The organism is Paenibacillus puldeungensis (assembly GCF_042678945.1).
GTDB lineage: Bacteria > Bacillota > Bacilli > Paenibacillales > Paenibacillaceae > Fontibacillus > Fontibacillus puldeungensis.
The window spans coordinates 138,841-156,681 of record NZ_JBHTLM010000011.1; the positions used below are offsets into that span (position 1 = coordinate 138,841).

A 17,841-nucleotide genomic window follows, 5' to 3' on the forward strand; every position below is an offset into this window, starting at 1 on the left:
TTATAGGTCGAACAAAAGGGAGAGTGAGACATGCGTATTTTGCATACGGGAGATTGGCATTTGGGTCGAACGCTAGAGGGACGTAGTCGGCTTCTTGAGCAAGAGAGCTTCTTGGACGAGCTAGTGCTTATGGCGAAGGATCAGCAGGCCGACATGATCCTGATGGCCGGGGACGTGTACGATAGCGTCAACCCGCCCGCTTCAGCGGAGCGGATGTTTTACGAGGCCTCTGCCCGTTTGGCTGAGGACGGCCGACATTTGGCGGTAATTGCGGGAAACCATGACCAGCCCGAGCGGGTGTCCGCTGTTTCTCCTCTCGTAGAGCGAAGAGGAATCTCGCTCGTTGGTTTGCCTACGGCCGAAGCCCTGAAAATTCACGTTCCCCGCACGGGAGAAACCGCGGTCATCGCCGCGCTCCCTTATCCGTCGGAGTCGCGGCTGGCCGAGCTTCTGGCCGGAGACGCCGATGAAGCCGAGCTCCGATTAGCATACAGTGCTAAGGTCGGCAAGCTGATGCGGCAGTTATCGGGTGCTTTTCGTTCCGACACTGTAAATTTGGCAATGAGTCATATTTATGTGTTAGGCGGACTGGAATCCGATTCCGAACGGCCGATTCAGGTCGGCGGCGCATATACTGTCGATCCCTCTGCACTGGATATCGGCGCTCAGTATACGGCGCTTGGCCATTTGCACCGGCCGCAAGCAGTGAAAGGAAATGGCGTGATTCGCTACAGCGGTTCGCCACTTGCCTATTCGTTTTCGGAGGCAGGACAAGCCAAATCCGTTATGATGCTCGACGTTGCTCCAGGCCAAGAGCCAGTCATGGAGGAGTTATATATCAGCAGCGGTAGGCCGCTGGTTCGCTGGTCTTGTCGAGGCGGGCTCGCGGAGGCGCGGCGCTGGCTGGATGAAGGCAGAGATGCGAATGCGTTTATCGATATGGAGATTTATTTGAATGAGGCGATGTCGCTAGGCGATATTCAGTCGCTTCGCAAAGCGCATGAGGGCATCGTGCATATTCGTCCGGTATATCCCGGGCGGGAACTGGAAGCAGAGTTTTCGTCCAGAGCGCAGTTGCCGCTCAATGAGCTATTCCGTAAGTTTTACCAGCGCCAAACCGGCGGAGCTGATCCTGAGGACGAGCTCATCGAGTTGTTCATGTCGCTAGTGTCCGAAGATGATGAATCGGATGAGGCTGATGGAGAGGAGGCCGCCAAATGAAACCGATCACCTTAAAGCTATCCGGGCTGCAGAGCTATCGGGAAATCCAGGAGATCGATTTTGAAGAGCTGTGCGACACTGGCTTGTTCGGGATTTTTGGGCCGACCGGCAGCGGCAAATCTACGATTCTCGATGCGATTACCCTGGCCCTTTACGGAAAAGTCGGACGTGCCTCCGGCGGTACGCAGGGCATCATGAACCATTCGGAGGATACACTTTTCGTTTCGTTTACTTTTGAGCTTACAAGCGCGCAAGGGGTGGAACGCTACAGGGTGGAGCGACGGTTCAAGCGCCAATCGGGCATTTCCGTCAGCAATACGATCAGCCGCTTTATCGAGATGGCGCCCGAAGGGGAGAAGGTCGTTGCCGATAAGCTGGCTGATGTGACCCGGTGCGTTGAGCAGAAAATCGGGCTGAAAATGGACGATTTCACTCGGGCCGTCGTACTGCCGCAGGGCAAGTTCGCCGAGTTTCTGTCGCTAAAGGGTGCGGACCGGCGCGCAATGCTGCAGCGGCTGTTTCATCTGGAGAAATATGGCGATTTGCTCGGTCAAAAGCTCACCCGCAAGGTAAAGGAAACGGAGCAGCGGCGCGGTGAGATTGCAGCAGAGCAGCAAGGCCTCGGCAACGCCTCCGAGGAGGCGGTCAAGGCGGCAGCTGAGGCGGTGCGGGAGGCTGCCGAGCTTGCCGCGCTGCGCCGCCGGGAGCTTGGCAGCGCGCAGCAGCAGTACGACCAGCTCGCCAAGGTGCGCGAGCTGAGTGAGGAGCGCAGCACCCGGGCTGTGCAGCTGACTGCGCTGCGCGAGCAGGGCGCGGGCGTGGCTGCGCTGGAGGCAAAGCTCGCGCTGGGGGCCTCCGCCGAGGCGCTCAGGCCGGGGCTCGCAGCCTGGCGGGAAGCGCAGCAGGCTGCGGCGGAGCGCGAGCGGCTGGCGGCCGCAGCCGCAGCCTCGGCTCAAGCGGCTGCTGCTGCGGCAACGCAGGCCAGCAAAGAGGCTGCTGCTGCGGCCGAGGCGCTCGGGCGCGAGGAGCCAGCGCTGCTGCTGCGGCTGGACCAGCTGGAGCAGGCCCGCAGCCTGCAGGTGGAAGTAGCCCAACTGCTCGCGGAGCAGCGGGCGCTGCAGGCGCAGCATGAGGCTGGCCAGCGCCAGCTGCAGAGCCTGATGGAGCAGACGCAGAAGGAAGAGCAGTTGCTCGCAAAGGCGCAAATCCGGCAGCGGGAGCTGGAGCAGCAGCTGAAGGATAATGAGGTAAAATCCACCGAGCGCCAGCAAATTCAGACCGCCGTTCAGCTTAGCCAACAGCTGGCTCAGTTGAGGGAGCAATTGGTGAAGGCGGAGACAGAGGAAGCGGCTGGACGCGCCCAGAAGCTGGCGGCGGAGCAGCGACTAGAAAGCATTAAGAAAAAGGAACAGATTAAGGATTCCTCACAGCTAATCTTATCGGACCATGCACAGGAAAACTACAGGAAGCTGTCTGTTCTCGAGTCTGCTGTTAAGCGCTTCGGAGAAAGCTTGCTGCAGCAGGAAACGACGCTTCGATTGAAACTGAAAGAACGAGAAAGACAAATTTGGTCCGCTAGGCTAGCAGTGGATTTACAAAGCGAGGAGCCGTGTCCGGTATGCGGCTCGGTGCACCACCCTATGCTGGCTACGCAGGTGGATGGTCCGGCGTTACAAAATGACGCCGAATTGGATGAACTAGCTGGCGTTATATCAGCTGCTCGAGAGATTACGCTTACGGTTGCCCAGGATCTGGAGCTCTGCCGAGGATTAATGAATCTTCTTGGGGGGCCAATACCTGAAGGCGGATTTGGCAGTGACACAGACTCCTATCAAGCCGCCGCGACTGTGGAGGCTCCGGAATCAGTCGACCTAGGGCAGCATGCGACCGTATCTGACTACTTGGCGGAAGCCCGGTGTGAGGCTGAAGTGCTTAAACAGGAGCGTTCCGGCATTCGGCAACGGCTTGAGTTGCTACAGAAGGAGATCCGAGCCGCACAAAGTGAGACGGATATGCTTCGTCCGCAGCGTTCCTCTGCTGAAGCGTCGCTCGCCGCAGTCTCTGGAGTGCTGGAGCAAGCCGCTTTGCGAACCGCTCACATTCGGGAATCGCTTACGACCCTTTTGAAGCAATGGGATATGGAATATCCGGACCTATTGCCGGAGGAGGCCCTTCAAAAACTGGAGGAGTACACGGAGAAAGACCGAAAGTCCGAGGACCTTCGTCAGCGGCTATCGCTTAGTATACCGTTCATCGAGGAGAAATCTGCGAATTTGCAGACGCTGAGCCGGGAAACGGTAGAACTGGAGAAAATGCTGCTCCAGTGGCAAGTTCAAGAGCAGGGGAAGAGGGATCTGCTGCAAGAGAAGCAGGGCCGCTTGTTCGCTTGGGTCGGTGATCGTCCGGTTGATGAGCTGCTTTTGGAGGCATCCAAACAGCTCGATCTTCTACGAAAAACTGCAGAGACGACTCGAACCCGGGAGACGGAAACGATGGCCCGTGGCCATGAGCTGGCCCAAGCCGATGCGTTAGCACGGCAGGCTGTTACGGCTGCCCGTGACCAAGAGACGTCCTTACGCAGCCGGTGGCTGTTGGAGATGGAAACCTCACCATTCGCAGATGAGGAATCTGTGAGGGCGGCTCTGCTTGAAAACGGGCAAGCCGAAAAGCTGAATGAAATCATTCAAAATCACCGGACCCGTGAGCGCGAGCTGGAAATTGCACTTAGTGAGCTTGCTGCAAAGCTTGAAGGCAGAACAGTAAGCGAGGAAGAGTGGCGAGAGTGCAGTTCCAGGCTGATTTTGGCTAAGGAGCAAGATGAAGAAGCACTTCAGCTCAAAGCACGTTCCGAACGGGATTTAGAGGATCTGCAGGCTAGACATGTACGCTGGCAGGAGCTTGAACACAGTCGCGTTCGTCTGGAGCATGAATCGGCTTTGCTTGCTAAGCTGCAGTCTTCTTTGCGGGGGAATGCGTTTGTCGAGTATGTGGCGGAGGAACAGTTAATGAATGTCAGTCAATCGGCTTCCCAGCGGCTGCGTTTTCTCACGAAGCAGCGATATGCCCTGGAAACCGATTCGGGCGGCGGCTTTGTGATTTGTGACGATGCGAACGGGGGAGTCAAACGTCCCGTCGCTACGTTGTCCGGTGGTGAAACTTTTCTAACGTCGCTGGCTCTGGCATTGGCGCTTTCCGCACAAATCCAGCTACGAGGACAATACCCGTTGCAATTTTTCTTTCTGGACGAAGGTTTCGGTACACTTGATCCGGAGCTTTTAGACACCGTAATCACTTCACTGGAGCATCTGCATCATGATCGACTGTCCGTTGGCATCATCAGCCATGTCGCTGAGCTTCGGTCGAGACTCGCTCGTAAGCTTATCATTATTCCGGCTGAAAACGGCGGGGCCGGCTCCAAAATCATGATTGAACGAATGTGACCAGGCCCGCAAACCAAAAGAGCGCCTCCCATGCATAACATGAGAGGACGCTCTTTTTTTAGAAAAAATTATTATTTACGAGCTGCCAGTTTCTCACCAAGCACATATCCATAAGTCAGGCAACGGCCGTGGGAGTTACCGGGCATGTTGATCGGATAGTCAACGGCATTCGAGTTGCCGGAAGCGCTGCCTACGGCATATAACCCTTCGATTGGACGTTGTTCCGAATCCAAACATTGCAAATCGGAATTTATGGACAGCCCACCACAAATCTGCAACAGCGCCGGACCTACTTTGGTTGCGTAGAACGGACCCTTCTGTACAGGTGTCAGGAAAATTCCTGGCTTATGGTAATCTTTATCCTCTCCGGCCGCACACATTTGGTTGTAGCGATTAACCTCGGCCAGGAAATTGCTCTTATTTACCCCGATCTTGTCAGCCAGTTCTTCAAGTGTGTTTGCCTTGAAGGCCAGGCCTTGCTTAATATAGCCGTCAATCGTTTCCTGCTGTGCCTTCGTATCGAATTCGGCTCCGACCGCACGGAAGCTATCCCAGAACATGCCGCCGCCTTTAGGCAGTCCTTTCACCAAATCGGTCAGCCAGTTGGCGTCAAAGATCGAGTAAGCGACATTACCGGATTTTTGCTTCATGATGTTCAAAGATTTGGCTTGTACCCAGGTTGCTTCGTTAAAGAAACGTTTTCCGTCTTTGTTTACGAACATAAACGGTCCATGGAACCAAGCGTAGGCTTGGGGGTGGATCATCGTCGGGAAAGGTCCTTCCTGCATGGCAACTCCGGCCCAAAGTCCCATCTTATGTCCATCACCAGTGTTTACACCTTTAGGGGTGTATTGTGACTCGACGGCTTTCTCAGCGATTGGAGCGTAATAGTGAACCATCTCCGGATCAGCCGCAATATCACCGGTGGCAATAACGACGCCTTTGGATGCAATATAACGCACATAGCCATCTGCGGTTTTGACGATCGCGCCGACCACTTTGTTGCCTTCCTTGACAAGCTGCTGCGCGGGAGCGTTGAACACATAGTTTACTCCGGCCTTAACCGAATCATTGTACAGCAGCGCAACAGGAGCGAAATCGCCCTCTTTAATATGTTTGCCGCCGAAAATCATATGGTAGCCCGGTTCATCAGGGTAAAGATCGCTCTTGGAATAGCCGCCCCAGATCGAAATGTAGCAGCTGTCAGCCTCCGCTTTGTTTAGCAGCCAGTCCATAGCTTCGCCGGAGCGGTTGAAGTACAGCGAGACAAGGGATTCGTCTACACGGCTGCCGCAGGTACGGACCCATTGCCCCTGTGCTTTTGATTTGTCGATCTTAAGACCCATCTTACGCATGAGTTTAGAGTCAGTAACTCCAGCGCCACCGCCGCGTCCGTTCCATCTGCTCGATTTCTCAACGACGGTAACCTTAAGGCCTCTCTCGGCGGCAGAGCATGCGGTAGCGACACCAGAAAAGCCTGCCCCGAGGATCAACACTTCCGTGTCGACCGTTTTGACAATTTTGCTGGCCGTAATCGGAGCCGGCGGCGTCATAAATGACGGCTTTCCGCTTATTCCTGTTCCAGTGGTTCCACTTACGCTTGTAGAGGTAGCATCCGCTTCTGCGGAAGCTTCACCGCTAAAATATGTACCAAGGACGCCCATTGTGGCGATCCCGAGTGCGCCTGCCGCTGCCCCGCGGATAAAGGTTCTTCTGGAGAAGCCTTTACCCTCGAATTCCTCTGCTGGGTCTGCAGCTTCAGAAACATTTTCATCCATATTTTGTTTGGCCTGAGGCTGTTCTTTCGACTGGCGGTCTTTCTTGTTTTCCATGAACGTTTCGCTCCTTTATAAAAGTGTAATTTGTAATACCAATCACCATGTGAGAGCATTTTTTCGGCTCCGCATATATGGGCCTGATACAGGAGTCAAGCCTCGAGCTGCTGCTGCCGGTTCTGTCTACGTACAAAAATCGCTTTGCTAAGCACTACACTGAGCTCGTAAAGGATTACCATCGGTACAGCTACCAGGGTTTGTGATACCACATCTGGAGGCGTTATGATGGCTGCCACCACAAAAATGACTAAAATCGCGGCACCTCGGTTTTTTGTCAGCCATTTCGGCTTCAGTAATCCGAGTCGAGTTAAGGTCATCACCACAACAGGCATTTCAAACACCAGTCCGAACGTCAAAATGGTGGAGGAGATGAAGCCGACATAATTGGCAAAGGAGATCATTGGCTCTATCGATATCCCAGAGGACATGTTCAGAAAAAACTGCAGCATGATAGGAACCATCACATAGTAGGCGAATACTGCACCAAGGGCGAAAAAGGCGAATCCGGAAAGGAGAGCATAGCATATCGCTCTTTTTTCCTGCTTTTTTAGACCTGGACAAATAAATCTCCATATCTCATACACGATTACCGGTGAGGTGAGCACGACGCCACAAATGATAGACAGATAAAAATACTGCATAAACAGCTCGGAAGGAGCAAGGTACACAAACCGAAATCCGTTGCCAAGTGCCATAAGCTGATCGGCTATTTTGCGGACGAATTGAAAGCTGATTGAAGACGTAGCCAAGAAAAAAACCGCAACGATAATCAGGCGCTTGCGAAGCTCGCTCAGATGTTCTACTAGCGACATTTTTACAAGCTGCTCATCGCTATGATCAGGTTTGCTCACAAGAAGTCCTCCCGCCTAATTCTTTTTATCTTCGGATTCCTTTGACTCATCAGATGCGATATCCGACATTCCACGCTTAAAGCCTGAGATCGTCTTGCCTACAGCTTTACCGAGCTGTGGCAGTTTGGTTGGTCCAAAAATCAGCAATGCGATCGATGCTATTACAATAATTTCCATGGTCCCGATTCTTCCCATAGCGAATCCCTCCTTTCCAATAGCCCGGAATGAACCAAGCGAAAGTAGTTAATTTTTTACTTTAGTAAAACGTTTACATTTCAGCGCTCCCAGGGTCTTTCTTGGCGGGTACATCGGCTGCTGACTCCTGAACGGATGCATCCGTGGTAGCCGGCGTTTCCTGTTTCGTATTCTCCAAGTCTTCGGTGATGGTATTGGCGTAATTTTTGATTTGTCCGACCGTTTTGCCAACCATCCGCCCTAATGAAGGCAGACGGGAAGGCCCGAACACAATAAGGGCAATCGCCAAAATCAGAAGCAATTCGCTCATCCCGATTCTCGGCATGCATAAGACCTCCTTTCCGATAGGAGTAGCTAGAAGTAGATGAAATGTGAAAGATATCACAAATATCTATAAAAAAATTTGCTTTAAACAGACCCTATTATATTCCTAGGTGCATTTTTTCACAATAAAAAAATGACCGCGGTCACCCATTTTTTTCGCCTCAAAATTTCAAGTTTATCTGCGACACAATTCCCTTATTGATCGCCGGCTGTATGGTATATTGATAATGACTGTGAGAGGAACGATCACTATAATTTGTTGTTAGATAATGCGGTAGCGAACTAGTGGTGGGGAGAGACTGGAACATGAAAATTCGCGTATTGATTGCAGATGACAATTCGTTTATTCGGGAAGGCATGCGTATTATTTTGAATAGCTTCGAGGAGTTTGAGGTCCTCGAAGCGGTGGATGATGGACAACAAGCGGTAGAATATTGCCGCACACATGAGGTCGACGTTGCCCTGCTGGACGTACGGATGCCGAACATGAACGGCGTTGAGGCAACACGGCTGATAACGGAGGAGCGGCTAGCCAAGCCGCTCATATTGACGACCTTTGATGATGATGAGTACATCCTCGATGCTATTCGCTATGGGGCCAAGGGATATTTGTTGAAAAACAATGATCCCGAGCGTATTAGGGATGCGATCAAAAGTGTGAGCTATGGCCAAAACGTGCTGCAGGACGCCATTTTGGACAAATTAAAGCTGACGCTGGGCGGAGTTCGGGAAAATGCGGGAGCACAAGCCCCAGCAGAAGCAGTGCCAATTATCCCCGAGGAGCCGCCGATTGACCTGCACTTATTTACCGAGAGGGAGCTGGACGTGATGTCCCGCATTGCTCAAGGCCGTTCTAACAAGGAGATCGCCAAGGAAATCTTTATTTCCGAAGGGACTGTCGCCAACTATATTACTTCGATATTAAACAAGACCGGATTAGAGCACCGAACGCAAATAGCTATATACTACCTAACTGGAAGGACTTGCTGAAGCTATGGAGTTATGGACGATCGGCAATAAGATGCTCGTGCTGGGGTTCATCATCGTTATTTCCTACTTCGCGGCATCGCAGCCTTCACCGTGGTTAGTGTTGTACTTTTTGCTATATGTGGCATTAAACCTTACGGCACTTATATTCAAAAGACAGCATCTGAAGCTGGCTACTAGCGGGCTTGTTTTGGTGTACGTCGTGGTCTGTTCCCTGTACGTGCAGCCCGAAATGATTTTGCTACTGCCTCTGACTCTTTCTGAACTGGCGGCTTTTTATATACGGCGTCAGATAGCCGCCTTAGCATTGCTGCTGTTTCCGGTTGTTTTTATCCAGAGGCCGCTATTATTTTTGTACATTTTTTTAGCGGTTGTTAGTATGTTTAACAGTATTCTAGTAAGCCGTTACAGCCAAAAAATTAGTAAACAAGAAAAACTGCTTGATAAAATGCGGGTTGAACAAGAGAAACTGCGGAAGCAGCTTAACGAGAACCAGGAATTCATACGCGTATCGGAGTATACATACAAGCTGGAGGAGCGCAGCCGATTGTCTCAGGAAATTCATGATGGTATTGGACATTCCATGACGGGTGCTCTGATTCAAATGGAGGCGGCTAAACGGCTTTTGCATTCAGACCCGCCTTCGGCGGAAAAGCTGCTACAAAATGCCATTGGCATTGCTAAGGAGTCAATTGAGAAAATTAGGCAAACGCTCAAAAACATCAAGCCTCCCGTGCAGCAGCTTGGTATTCATCGTTTAAAAACGGCGGTTGAGGGATTTGGCACCCGATCGGATTTGCAGGTGTCCGTGGTGCATGGTGGGGATTTGGAGCGGATTACCCCGCTGTATTGGAAAATTATCCATGATAATGTTACGGAGGCGTTGACCAATACGGCTAAATACGCCTCGGCTACTACGGTTCATGTGGAAGTCAGAGTGCTCAGTAAACTGATAAAAGTTGTCGTATCGGATAACGGCCGTGGTCAGGCAAAAATCGTCAAGGGGTTGGGACTGCTTGGCATGGAGGAGCGCACGGCATCAGTCAACGGTACGGTAATTGCCGACGGAACCCAAGGTTTCTCTGTGACTACGCTGATTCCTTGTGGCGGTGACGATTAAGAACCGAGTTAAGGAAGCAAGAGCAGCCGAAGGTGAAGATGTTCACTATCAGAACATGACAGCGTTTGGCTATCCTTATCTCAATTCATGAATTTTCTCATGTTAAAGGATGAACTTATGCACTGACATAAGAGCATCCTTTTTTCTTACAATGGGATCAAGAACAAACAAGGAATGGAGTAGATCACAATGAACGTACTTGATATACGGGGCCTTACGAAAAAATTCGGAGATTTCATTGCGGTAGACAATATGTCTTTATCTGTTAAAGAGGGTGAAATATTCGGATTTCTCGGCTCAAACGGGGCTGGTAAAAGCACGACGATCAATCTGGTGTCTTCCCTGCTTCGGCCGACGAGCGGTGAGATTTTTATTCTGGAGCGCGACATTTTGAAGAACAGTCATTTCGCCAAGATGAACTTGGGTATAGTCCCGCAGGATTTAGCGATATATCAGGATATGACTGCTTTAGAGAATGTGAAGTTTTTCGCAGGACTGTACGGCCTTCGTGGGACGGAGTTAAATGAACGGGCGGAAGAGGCGCTTAAATTTGTTGGTCTTGAGACACAAGCCGGCAGCTATCCGAAAAATTTCTCAGGCGGGATGAAGCGGCGGCTGAACATTGCATGCGCTATCGCACATCGTCCGAAGCTAATCATCATGGATGAACCGACGGTTGGAATCGACCCACAGTCAAGAAACTATATCCTCGCTTCGGTGCGTAAATTGAACGAGATGGGCTGCACCATCATTTATACTAGCCATTACATGGAGGAAGTTGAGGAAATCTGCTCGCGCATCGCCATTGTTGATCATGGCAAAATAATTGCCGACGGGACGAAAGAGCAGCTTATTGCCACGATTACGGATCTCAAGGACATTCGTATCGAACTGAAAAAAGCGGACGAAACCCATATCGAGCTATTGCAAAGCATCCCTGGAGTTCGAAATGCAGCTGCAACGGATAACGTAATTCAGATTCATAGCGACATGGCGATCGACAACCTGGGCGGCATTTTGAAGTGCCTTATCGATAATAATGCGGTCATCCGTTCCGTGGAAGAGCGGGAGCCAAACCTGGAGACGGTGTTCCTGACGCTGACCGGCCGAAATTTAAGGGATTGATCCGCTAGAAACGAGGAGGTAAATACGATGAATACACTATCAATCGCCGTCAAAGAAATCAAAAAGGATCTGAGGGACCGCCGGACACTGGCATTAATGCTTGCCTTTCCCCTTATTCTTATGCTTGTCCTGGGAATGGCGCTCACCAATACATTCGATAATACTGTCAAAGTTGGCGATATCAAAGTCTTGGTGAAGGATAACGGCATGAACTCTGACCTAGCCCAAGGGTTTGAGGCCTTTTCGAAAGAAGCCGCCAAAGCGGGGATGACTTTCGAAAGGCTTAAGCCCCAGGTGAGCGGGAAAGAAGAAGTGGAACAGAACCGCTTCGATGACTACTTGGAGATAGACGATCACAACCTCTCCTTGTATATGAGCAGCCGGAGCGATATCAAGAGCAGTGTTGTACAGGGAATGCTAACGGCTTTTGCCGAAAAATACAACGTTGTCTACGCGATTGTGAAGTCTGCACCGGAGCAAGCGAAAACAACCTTGGCAGCCGCTGATCGGGGGGGCGACTATATCAAGGAAACCTCAATCACTGCGGACCGTCAGCCGGGGGCCGTCGATTATTATGCTTTGGGGATGGCTTCCATGACCGCCCTGTGGGGCTCACTATCTGCAAGCCGCTTAATTTCGGAAGAGGTTAAGGAGGGGACGGCAGTGAGACTCATCGCTGCACCAGTTCGCAAATACGAAATTTTTATCGGGAAAGTGTTGGGAAATCTGGTCGTCAACGTGCTATGCGTGCTTATTATCGTCTTTTTCAGCAAGTATGTCTTAAAGGCGTATTGGGGAACTCATTTGGTCGCTGAACTGATCGTCCTGTTCTCCTCGGTCGTTATGTCCGTCAGCTTGGGTCTGGCCGTTAGCTATATGCTGAAAGAAACGGCTACCCGCAGCGTCATCGTCATCTTCACAAATCTTGCCGCTTTTTTGGGAGGTTCGTATTTTCCGATGAATGGCGACGACAATTTGGGGATGCTGGGTCACATTTCCGGCTTATCTCCCATCCGTTGGACTAATCTGGCCTTGACGAAAATCGTTTACGGAAATCAATTGTCGGCCATTTGGCCGCCCGTGATGTTGAATCTTGTTTTAGCCGTCATCATGTTGGCGGGAGCGGCTCTAATTATGCGGCGCAGGGAGGGAATTTAACATGTTCAAGGATATTTGCTGGCTGGTGTCTTGGAATCTGCGGACGATATTCCGTAAGCGAAGCAATCTGATTTTTTATCTTGGCTTGCCACTCATGGGCGTATTGATTTCATTAATGCTCTACAGCCATTCCGGAGAAACCGAGCTTCGGGTAGGTGTGGTTAACGCGGACGGTCATGAACAGATTGCTGCGGGTACAGTTCAATTTCTGAAGCAATCAGGCAAGATTGAGATTAGCGAGGTTAATGATCAAGAGTTGAAGGATCAGCTAGCGGCAGGCAAGCTTGACAGTGGCCTTGTTATTGGTAACGGCTTTTCTCAAAGCGTCCTGACAGGCCATCCTCAATCGATGACCATTATGTCGGTAAAAGGGGCGCAGGTCACGGCCTCCATGAAATCGATGTTAAACGAATATATTGACAATCTGGTTCTTCTTAGCAAGGCTGCTAATGGCGATCCCCACAAATTTCAACAACTGTATGGGGAATATAAGAAACCGGTGCTGCAAGTAACAAGTCGATCCGTTAACGATGCTTCAGTCAAAAAACAAATGACCTATCAGTCCATTGGCTTTCTGATCATGTTCATGATGATGTCCGCCGTCAACTTATCGGAGCTGATTCTAAAAAATAGGGAGGACCGTACATTTTTTCGATTGATTTCTTCTCCAATCAGTTCCCGGACTTATGTACTATCTAACATCATTGTTAATTTCATTGTGATGCTTGCTCAGGTTGCGATCACCTTATTCTTTATGCAAAAAGTGTTTAACGTGGACCCCGGCTTGCCGCTCAGCTATTTGGCAGGACTGATGATGTTGTTCTCACTGGTGTCCGTTAGCCTGTCACTCGTCATTGTCGCCTTTTCAAAGAACAGCAATGTTTCCGGAGCCCTGCAGAACCTGATTGTGGTGCCGACTTGCCTGCTTGCGGGCTGCTTCTTCCCAGCTGACATCATGCCGTCCGCCGTACGGAAAGTTGCCGATTTCTTACCGCAGCACTGGCTGATACAGTCTATAGAACAGTTGCAAAACGGCGGTGATCTGAGTAATATTTGGTTTAATCTATCCGTTATGGTTGCCTTCGTCGTCGTCTTTTTCCTGATTGCGACTTATAAATTCGGGCGAAATAATGATACAAGAAGCTTTGTATGATGAGTAACTAGGATGGAACAGAGAGCGGATTCTTAAAAAAAGGAATAAAATAACATGATGCACGTGATGTAGATCACAGATACAGTACCACCCCCCTGTTATACTACAGTTAGCCGACATCATATTTGTAAGCACCCCGCCGGACGTATTGGGGACAGAGAAACTAAGGCAAATTTTCGGTCCAATACGTCCGCGCGACCAGCAAACTCTTAATTGAGGTAGCAGGGTGCTTCTTTTTTTTGCCTTTTTTCGGTATGATTAAGCTTGTGAGAGCAGTTTCCCTTACATATCAAATTGTAAATAGCTAGGAGGATGAAAGATGGACAACTGTTTGTTTTGTAAAATCGTAGAGGGATCAATCCCGTCAAAAAAAGTTTACGAGGACGATAAATTTCTCGTATTTCACGATATTCAACCCGCGGCGCCGGTCCATGTGCTGATCATTCCAAAGAAGCATATCGCCTCCATGAACGAAGTTGGCTCAGAGGATTTTGCCCTGATCGGAGAAATGCATCGGATCGCGCAAAATGTCGCCAGAGAACTAGGTATTGCAGAAAACGGCTATCGGCTCATTAACAATTGCGGCCCAGACAGCGGACAGGCCGTGGCGCATATTCACTACCATTTACTTGGAGGAGCGAAGCTCGGTGCTCTGGTACAATCTTCCGATTCTCATGCGGTCTAAATCTTCATAGAGATATTGGAAGAGAAAAAAGCAGGCACTTAGGTTGACACCATATTTCACTTTCCCCTATAATGAAATTTGATGAACCGTGTTAATGCTCTTGGACGGTCTGGTCGGAGGGAGGGAAAACTGGTGTCTGAAACTAAAGTTCGCAAAAACGAGACAATTGATGCTGCACTTCGTCGCTTTAAACGTTCCATCGCAAAGGATGGAGTATTGGCTGAGGTTAAAAAACGTAAGCATTATGAAAAGCCAAGCGTAAAGCGCAAGAAAAAGTCCGAGGCTGCTCGTAAGAGAAAGTTTTAGGGGGATTTAGCTACTATGAATCTTAGCGAGCGATTGAACGAAGATATGAAGCAAGCGATGAAGAGTCAAGACAAGTTCAAGCTCTCCACCATTAGAATGGTACGCGCTACGATGAAAAATCTTGAAATAGATTTGAAAAGAACTTTGAACGATAATGAAGTGCTTGATATCCTAAGTCGTGAAATCAAACAGCGCAAAGATGCCCTCCAAGATTTTGAAAAAGCGGGTCGTGACGATCTTGCCGAACAAGTGAAAGCGGAAGCGGAGATCCTTGCTGAGTACCTTCCCGAACAGCTAAACGAAGAAGAAATTAAAGTCATTGTACAGCAGACCATCCAGGAAACCGGTGCTTCTTCGAAAGCCGATATTGGGAAAGTAATGAGTGCGTTGATGCCTAAAGTTAAAGGACGGGCAGACGGCAAACTTGTAAACCAAGCGGTTCAAAAGCTTTTGCAATAACTCACAGGCCAAACACCTTCTATCATGTTCATTCATGTAGAGGGTGTTTTTTCATTGCTATTAACTGTATTTTTCACCCTGAATTGTTGCACGAAAAACAGTAATCTCAGGAGTGCAAGCCGTTTTGCGTCCAGATTGTTGCATGAAATACAACAATCTGAGCGGAGCTATATGCGGCAAAATGAAGGTACATAAAGGTAACTTATTTTGGTGCTTCTGGTCATGAAAAGAAGTGCTAGGTTCTCCAAGTAGAACAGAAGAGGGAATGGGTATGGGGTGGAACCAATACCCATCCCCATCCTTCCCATCGCTCCAATATAGAAGTCAAAGCCATATCAAAGGACGCCGTTAGGCGTTTTTCTTTTACCCACAAACGGCAAGGATTTCTGCAAAGAGTCCGTTTTTCTTCGTTCTCATAAATCCGGCAGGCCCCGCATAGTTTGTAGAGTAGGGGAAGGAGGATTGCCTCATATGAGCCGGTTTGTCCGCAAAATGCGCAAATGGACGGTCGACGCGCTCGATCTGCCAAGTGACCTTGTATACGATTTGCCCAGGCTCACCTTAATCGGAGGTCAGCAGCTGTATATTGAAAACCACCGAGGGGTTGTCCATTTCTCTTCCGAGGAGCTGCATTTAGCGCTTAGCGAAGGCACTCTGGAGGTAGAGGGCAGCGGTTTAGTAATTAAGGCGATCATGCCGGAAGAAGTCGTTGTCGAAGGACGAATTTCCGGGATTAAATATAGAGGAACGGGGGAGTAACCGTGAAATCACCGGCTTTAACCCATCTTCGCGGTGTTGTAACCATCATAGTGCATGGGGATTCTGTGGAGAAGCTCATAAACAAGCTTTCCGGGGAAGGTATTGAAATTTGGGATGTACAGGCTCTGCCCGGGGGCCAAATGAAAATGAACGTGCAGCTCAACGATTTTTTTCGCTTGCGTCCGTTTTTGCGTGGGACAGGCTGCCGTGTGCGTATTCAACGTCGTGCGGGTGTGCCCTTTTTGCTTGCCCGTTTATGGAACAGGAAAGGATTTTTCGCCGGCTTCGTTTTGTTCGTCGGTTTAATATTCACCTTGTCCTCTATGGTCTGGGATATCGAGGTTAAGGGGAATGATAAAATTGCCACCGAGGATGTATTAAACGTAGCGAAGCAGGAAGGAATTTATCCGTTTCAGTGGATTTTTCGTTTGCCCGAACAGGACAAGCTTTCGGCAACTCTAACGCGCAAGCTGCCGGGCACCTCATGGGTTGGAGTCACACGGACCGGTACGCGAATTACGATACAGGTTGTGGAAGCAACGAAACCAGAGAAGCAGGAGCTGCTAAGTCCAAGACATTTAGTAAGTAAATCAGATGCGGTCGTAACCCATATTTTTGCGGAAAAAGGCCAGCCAGAGGTCGACAAAAATGACCGCGTTAAAAAAGGACAGATCCTTATTTCGGGCATGCAAGGCGGAAAACCTGTTGTCTCAAAAGGAGAGATTCGGGGAATCGTTTGGCATGAATACAACATTGAAGTCCCTATTGTAAAGAAGCAGAAAGTATACACGGGGGAGCAGAAACGAAGGGGGTACCTCTTTTTTGGCCGTACAGCTATTCAATTAACGGGTTATGGTAAAATAAGCTTTATTCAATCGGAAACGTTGACTGAAATGGACCCGCTCACTTGGAGAAGCATAAAGCTACCGATCGGTTGGATGACCGAAAAGGTGCTGGAAACGGCAGAACTCGAATTGAAGCAAACAGATGAGCAGGCGAAGCTTGAGGGTATCGAGCGGGCTAAACGAGATATATTGGCGAAATACGGCGTTGACAGCGTCATAATGAGTCAAAAAATTTTGCATGAGAAGACAGACAATGGTAAAGTTTATATGAAAGTACATTTCGAAGTGGAACAAAACATCGCGGAAGAAGTTCCGATAGTTCAAGATCAAGGAGAATGAGGATATTTGTCTGAACAACTGATGAACATCAAAATACCGCTTCAGAGTGCGGCAGAGGGACTCTCGTTATTCGGTCCCCAAGATGTGTTTCTTAAATTGATTGAAGAGAACTTACAAGCGGGAATCGTGCTGCGGGAATCGGAAATAACGATCCGTGGAGAAGAGCGAGAGGCAGAGAAAGTTCAACAGCTGTTTGAAGTATTACTTGAATTGATCCGAAACGGTTATATCTTAACTGAAAGAGATGTTCTTTACGCCATAGATTTGGCTAAAGACTTCCGTGCAGATCAGCTGCTTGATCTATATAAGGGTGAAATTGCATCGACGTATCGGGGAAAACCGATACGTGTGAAGACGATAGGTCAGAAACATTATGTGACGACGATTAAGAAACGGGATGTTGTTTTCGGGATCGGGCCGGCAGGAACCGGGAAAACCTATTTGGCGGTCGTTTTGGCAATAACCGCGCTGAAGGAGGGCTCAGTTAAACGGATTATTCTAACGCGCCCTGCTGTGGAGGCGGGTGAAAGTTTAGGATTCCTGCCGGGGGACCTGCAAGAGAAGGTTGACCCATATTTGCGTCCGCTATATGATGCCTTGTATGACGTGATGGGGCCGGAGCAGACGGCAAAAGCTTTGGAACGAGGACTCATTGAAATCGCACCGCTTGCGTACATGCGCGGCCGTACGCTGGATGATTCGTTTATTATTTTGGACGAGGCACAGAATACGACACCGGAACAAATGAAGATGTTCCTTACCCGACTTGGTTTCGGTTCGAAAATGGTCATTACCGGGGACGTTACGCAAATCGACCTGCCCAAAGGTAAGAAGTCCGGTTTGGTTGAAGCCAAAACGATTCTGCGTGATATTGAAGAGATCGGATTTGTATATTTTGCAGAATCGGATGTGGTACGTCACTCGCTCGTTCAAAAAATCATCATTGCATATGATCGTGCTGCTGAAAATCAGGATAAATGATCCAGCCCGTGGGGCCTTGCTGTATGGTCCTTCAGGGTTTTACATTTTTCAGGAGGGC

The 17,841-nt window shown here is 49.6% G+C and carries 17 protein-coding genes; 13 read left to right on the forward strand and 4 right to left on the reverse strand.

Annotation, left to right across the window (positions count from 1 at the left end; genetic code table 11):
- Positions 1-30 precede the first annotated feature (30 nt).
- Together ACFQ3W_RS15870 and ACFQ3W_RS15875 are read left to right on the forward strand one after the other, a co-directional pair.
- Positions 31-1,221 carry an exonuclease SbcCD subunit D gene (locus ACFQ3W_RS15870; RefSeq protein ID WP_379320215.1) on the forward strand — a complete coding sequence of 397 codons (1,191 nt, stop codon included), beginning with the start codon at positions 31-33 and terminating at the stop codon, positions 1,219-1,221.
- Positions 1,218-4,661, forward strand: coding sequence for an AAA family ATPase (locus ACFQ3W_RS15875; RefSeq protein ID WP_379320216.1), 3,444 nt, complete (start codon positions 1,218-1,220; stop codon positions 4,659-4,661). The genes ACFQ3W_RS15870 and ACFQ3W_RS15875 overlap by 4 nt, the downstream gene beginning before the upstream one ends.
- 71 nt (positions 4,662-4,732) lie before the next feature.
- On the opposite strand, the gene ACFQ3W_RS15880 is transcribed toward ACFQ3W_RS15875, so the two are convergent.
- From ACFQ3W_RS15880 to tatB, 4 genes are all read right to left on the reverse strand, one after another.
- Positions 4,733-6,493 (reverse strand): FAD-dependent oxidoreductase, encoded by a 1,761-nt coding sequence (locus tag ACFQ3W_RS15880; RefSeq protein ID WP_379320217.1) that lies wholly within the window; start codon positions 6,491-6,493, stop codon positions 4,733-4,735.
- Between the two features lie 95 nt (positions 6,494-6,588).
- Positions 6,589-7,347, reverse strand: coding sequence for a twin-arginine translocase subunit TatC (gene tatC, locus ACFQ3W_RS15885; RefSeq protein WP_379320218.1), 759 nt, complete (start codon positions 7,345-7,347; stop codon positions 6,589-6,591).
- A gap of 15 nt (positions 7,348-7,362) precedes the next feature.
- Positions 7,363-7,542: a twin-arginine translocase TatA/TatE family subunit gene (locus ACFQ3W_RS15890; protein WP_379320219.1), complete on the reverse strand. Its 180-nt coding sequence runs from the start codon at positions 7,540-7,542 to the stop codon at positions 7,363-7,365.
- Positions 7,543-7,615: 73 nt separating this feature from the next.
- Positions 7,616-7,867: a Sec-independent protein translocase protein TatB gene (tatB, locus tag ACFQ3W_RS15895; protein WP_379320220.1), complete on the reverse strand. Its 252-nt coding sequence runs from the start codon at positions 7,865-7,867 to the stop codon at positions 7,616-7,618.
- Positions 7,868-8,172: 305 nt separating this feature from the next.
- Between tatB and ACFQ3W_RS15900 the strand changes: the two genes are divergently transcribed.
- The 11 genes from ACFQ3W_RS15900 (at position 8,173) to ACFQ3W_RS15950 (ending at position 17,783) form a co-directional block, all read left to right on the forward strand.
- Complete coding sequence (locus tag ACFQ3W_RS15900; protein WP_379320221.1) at positions 8,173-8,856, forward strand: response regulator; 684 nt, start codon at positions 8,173-8,175, stop codon at positions 8,854-8,856.
- A gap of 4 nt (positions 8,857-8,860) precedes the next feature.
- On the forward strand, positions 8,861-9,973 hold the full coding sequence (locus tag ACFQ3W_RS15905) for a sensor histidine kinase (protein ID WP_379320222.1): 1,113 nt from the start codon (positions 8,861-8,863) through the stop codon (positions 9,971-9,973).
- A gap of 189 nt (positions 9,974-10,162) precedes the next feature.
- A complete protein-coding gene (locus tag ACFQ3W_RS15910) occupies positions 10,163-11,098 on the forward strand; it encodes an ABC transporter ATP-binding protein (RefSeq protein WP_379320223.1) in 936 nt (311 codons plus the stop codon).
- A gap of 27 nt (positions 11,099-11,125) precedes the next feature.
- Positions 11,126-12,256 (forward strand): ABC transporter permease, encoded by a 1,131-nt coding sequence (locus ACFQ3W_RS15915; RefSeq protein WP_379320224.1) that lies wholly within the window; start codon positions 11,126-11,128, stop codon positions 12,254-12,256.
- 1 nt (position 12,257) lies between these two features.
- Positions 12,258-13,409 carry an ABC transporter permease gene (locus tag ACFQ3W_RS15920; protein ID WP_379320225.1) on the forward strand — a complete coding sequence of 384 codons (1,152 nt, stop codon included), beginning with the start codon at positions 12,258-12,260 and terminating at the stop codon, positions 13,407-13,409.
- Between the two features lie 319 nt (positions 13,410-13,728).
- Positions 13,729-14,094: a histidine triad nucleotide-binding protein gene (locus tag ACFQ3W_RS15925; RefSeq protein ID WP_379320226.1), complete on the forward strand. Its 366-nt coding sequence runs from the start codon at positions 13,729-13,731 to the stop codon at positions 14,092-14,094.
- A 132-nt stretch (positions 14,095-14,226) separates the two neighbouring features.
- Positions 14,227-14,400, forward strand: a complete 174-nt coding sequence (gene rpsU, locus ACFQ3W_RS15930) for a 30S ribosomal protein S21 (RefSeq protein WP_005547957.1) — start codon at positions 14,227-14,229, stop codon at positions 14,398-14,400.
- Between the two features lie 15 nt (positions 14,401-14,415).
- On the forward strand, positions 14,416-14,859 hold the full coding sequence (locus tag ACFQ3W_RS15935; protein ID WP_379320227.1) for a GatB/YqeY domain-containing protein: 444 nt from the start codon (positions 14,416-14,418) through the stop codon (positions 14,857-14,859).
- Between the two features lie 471 nt (positions 14,860-15,330).
- Positions 15,331-15,618: a sporulation protein YqfC gene (gene yqfC, locus ACFQ3W_RS15940; RefSeq protein WP_379320228.1), complete on the forward strand. Its 288-nt coding sequence runs from the start codon at positions 15,331-15,333 to the stop codon at positions 15,616-15,618.
- A 2-nt stretch (positions 15,619-15,620) separates the two neighbouring features.
- Entirely contained in the window at positions 15,621-16,802 is a 1,182-nt protein-coding gene (yqfD, locus tag ACFQ3W_RS15945) for a sporulation protein YqfD (RefSeq protein WP_379320229.1), read from the forward strand.
- Between the two features lie 21 nt (positions 16,803-16,823).
- Entirely contained in the window at positions 16,824-17,783 is a 960-nt protein-coding gene (locus tag ACFQ3W_RS15950) for a PhoH family protein (RefSeq protein WP_379320253.1), read from the forward strand.
- Positions 17,784-17,841: the final 58 nt, after the last annotated feature.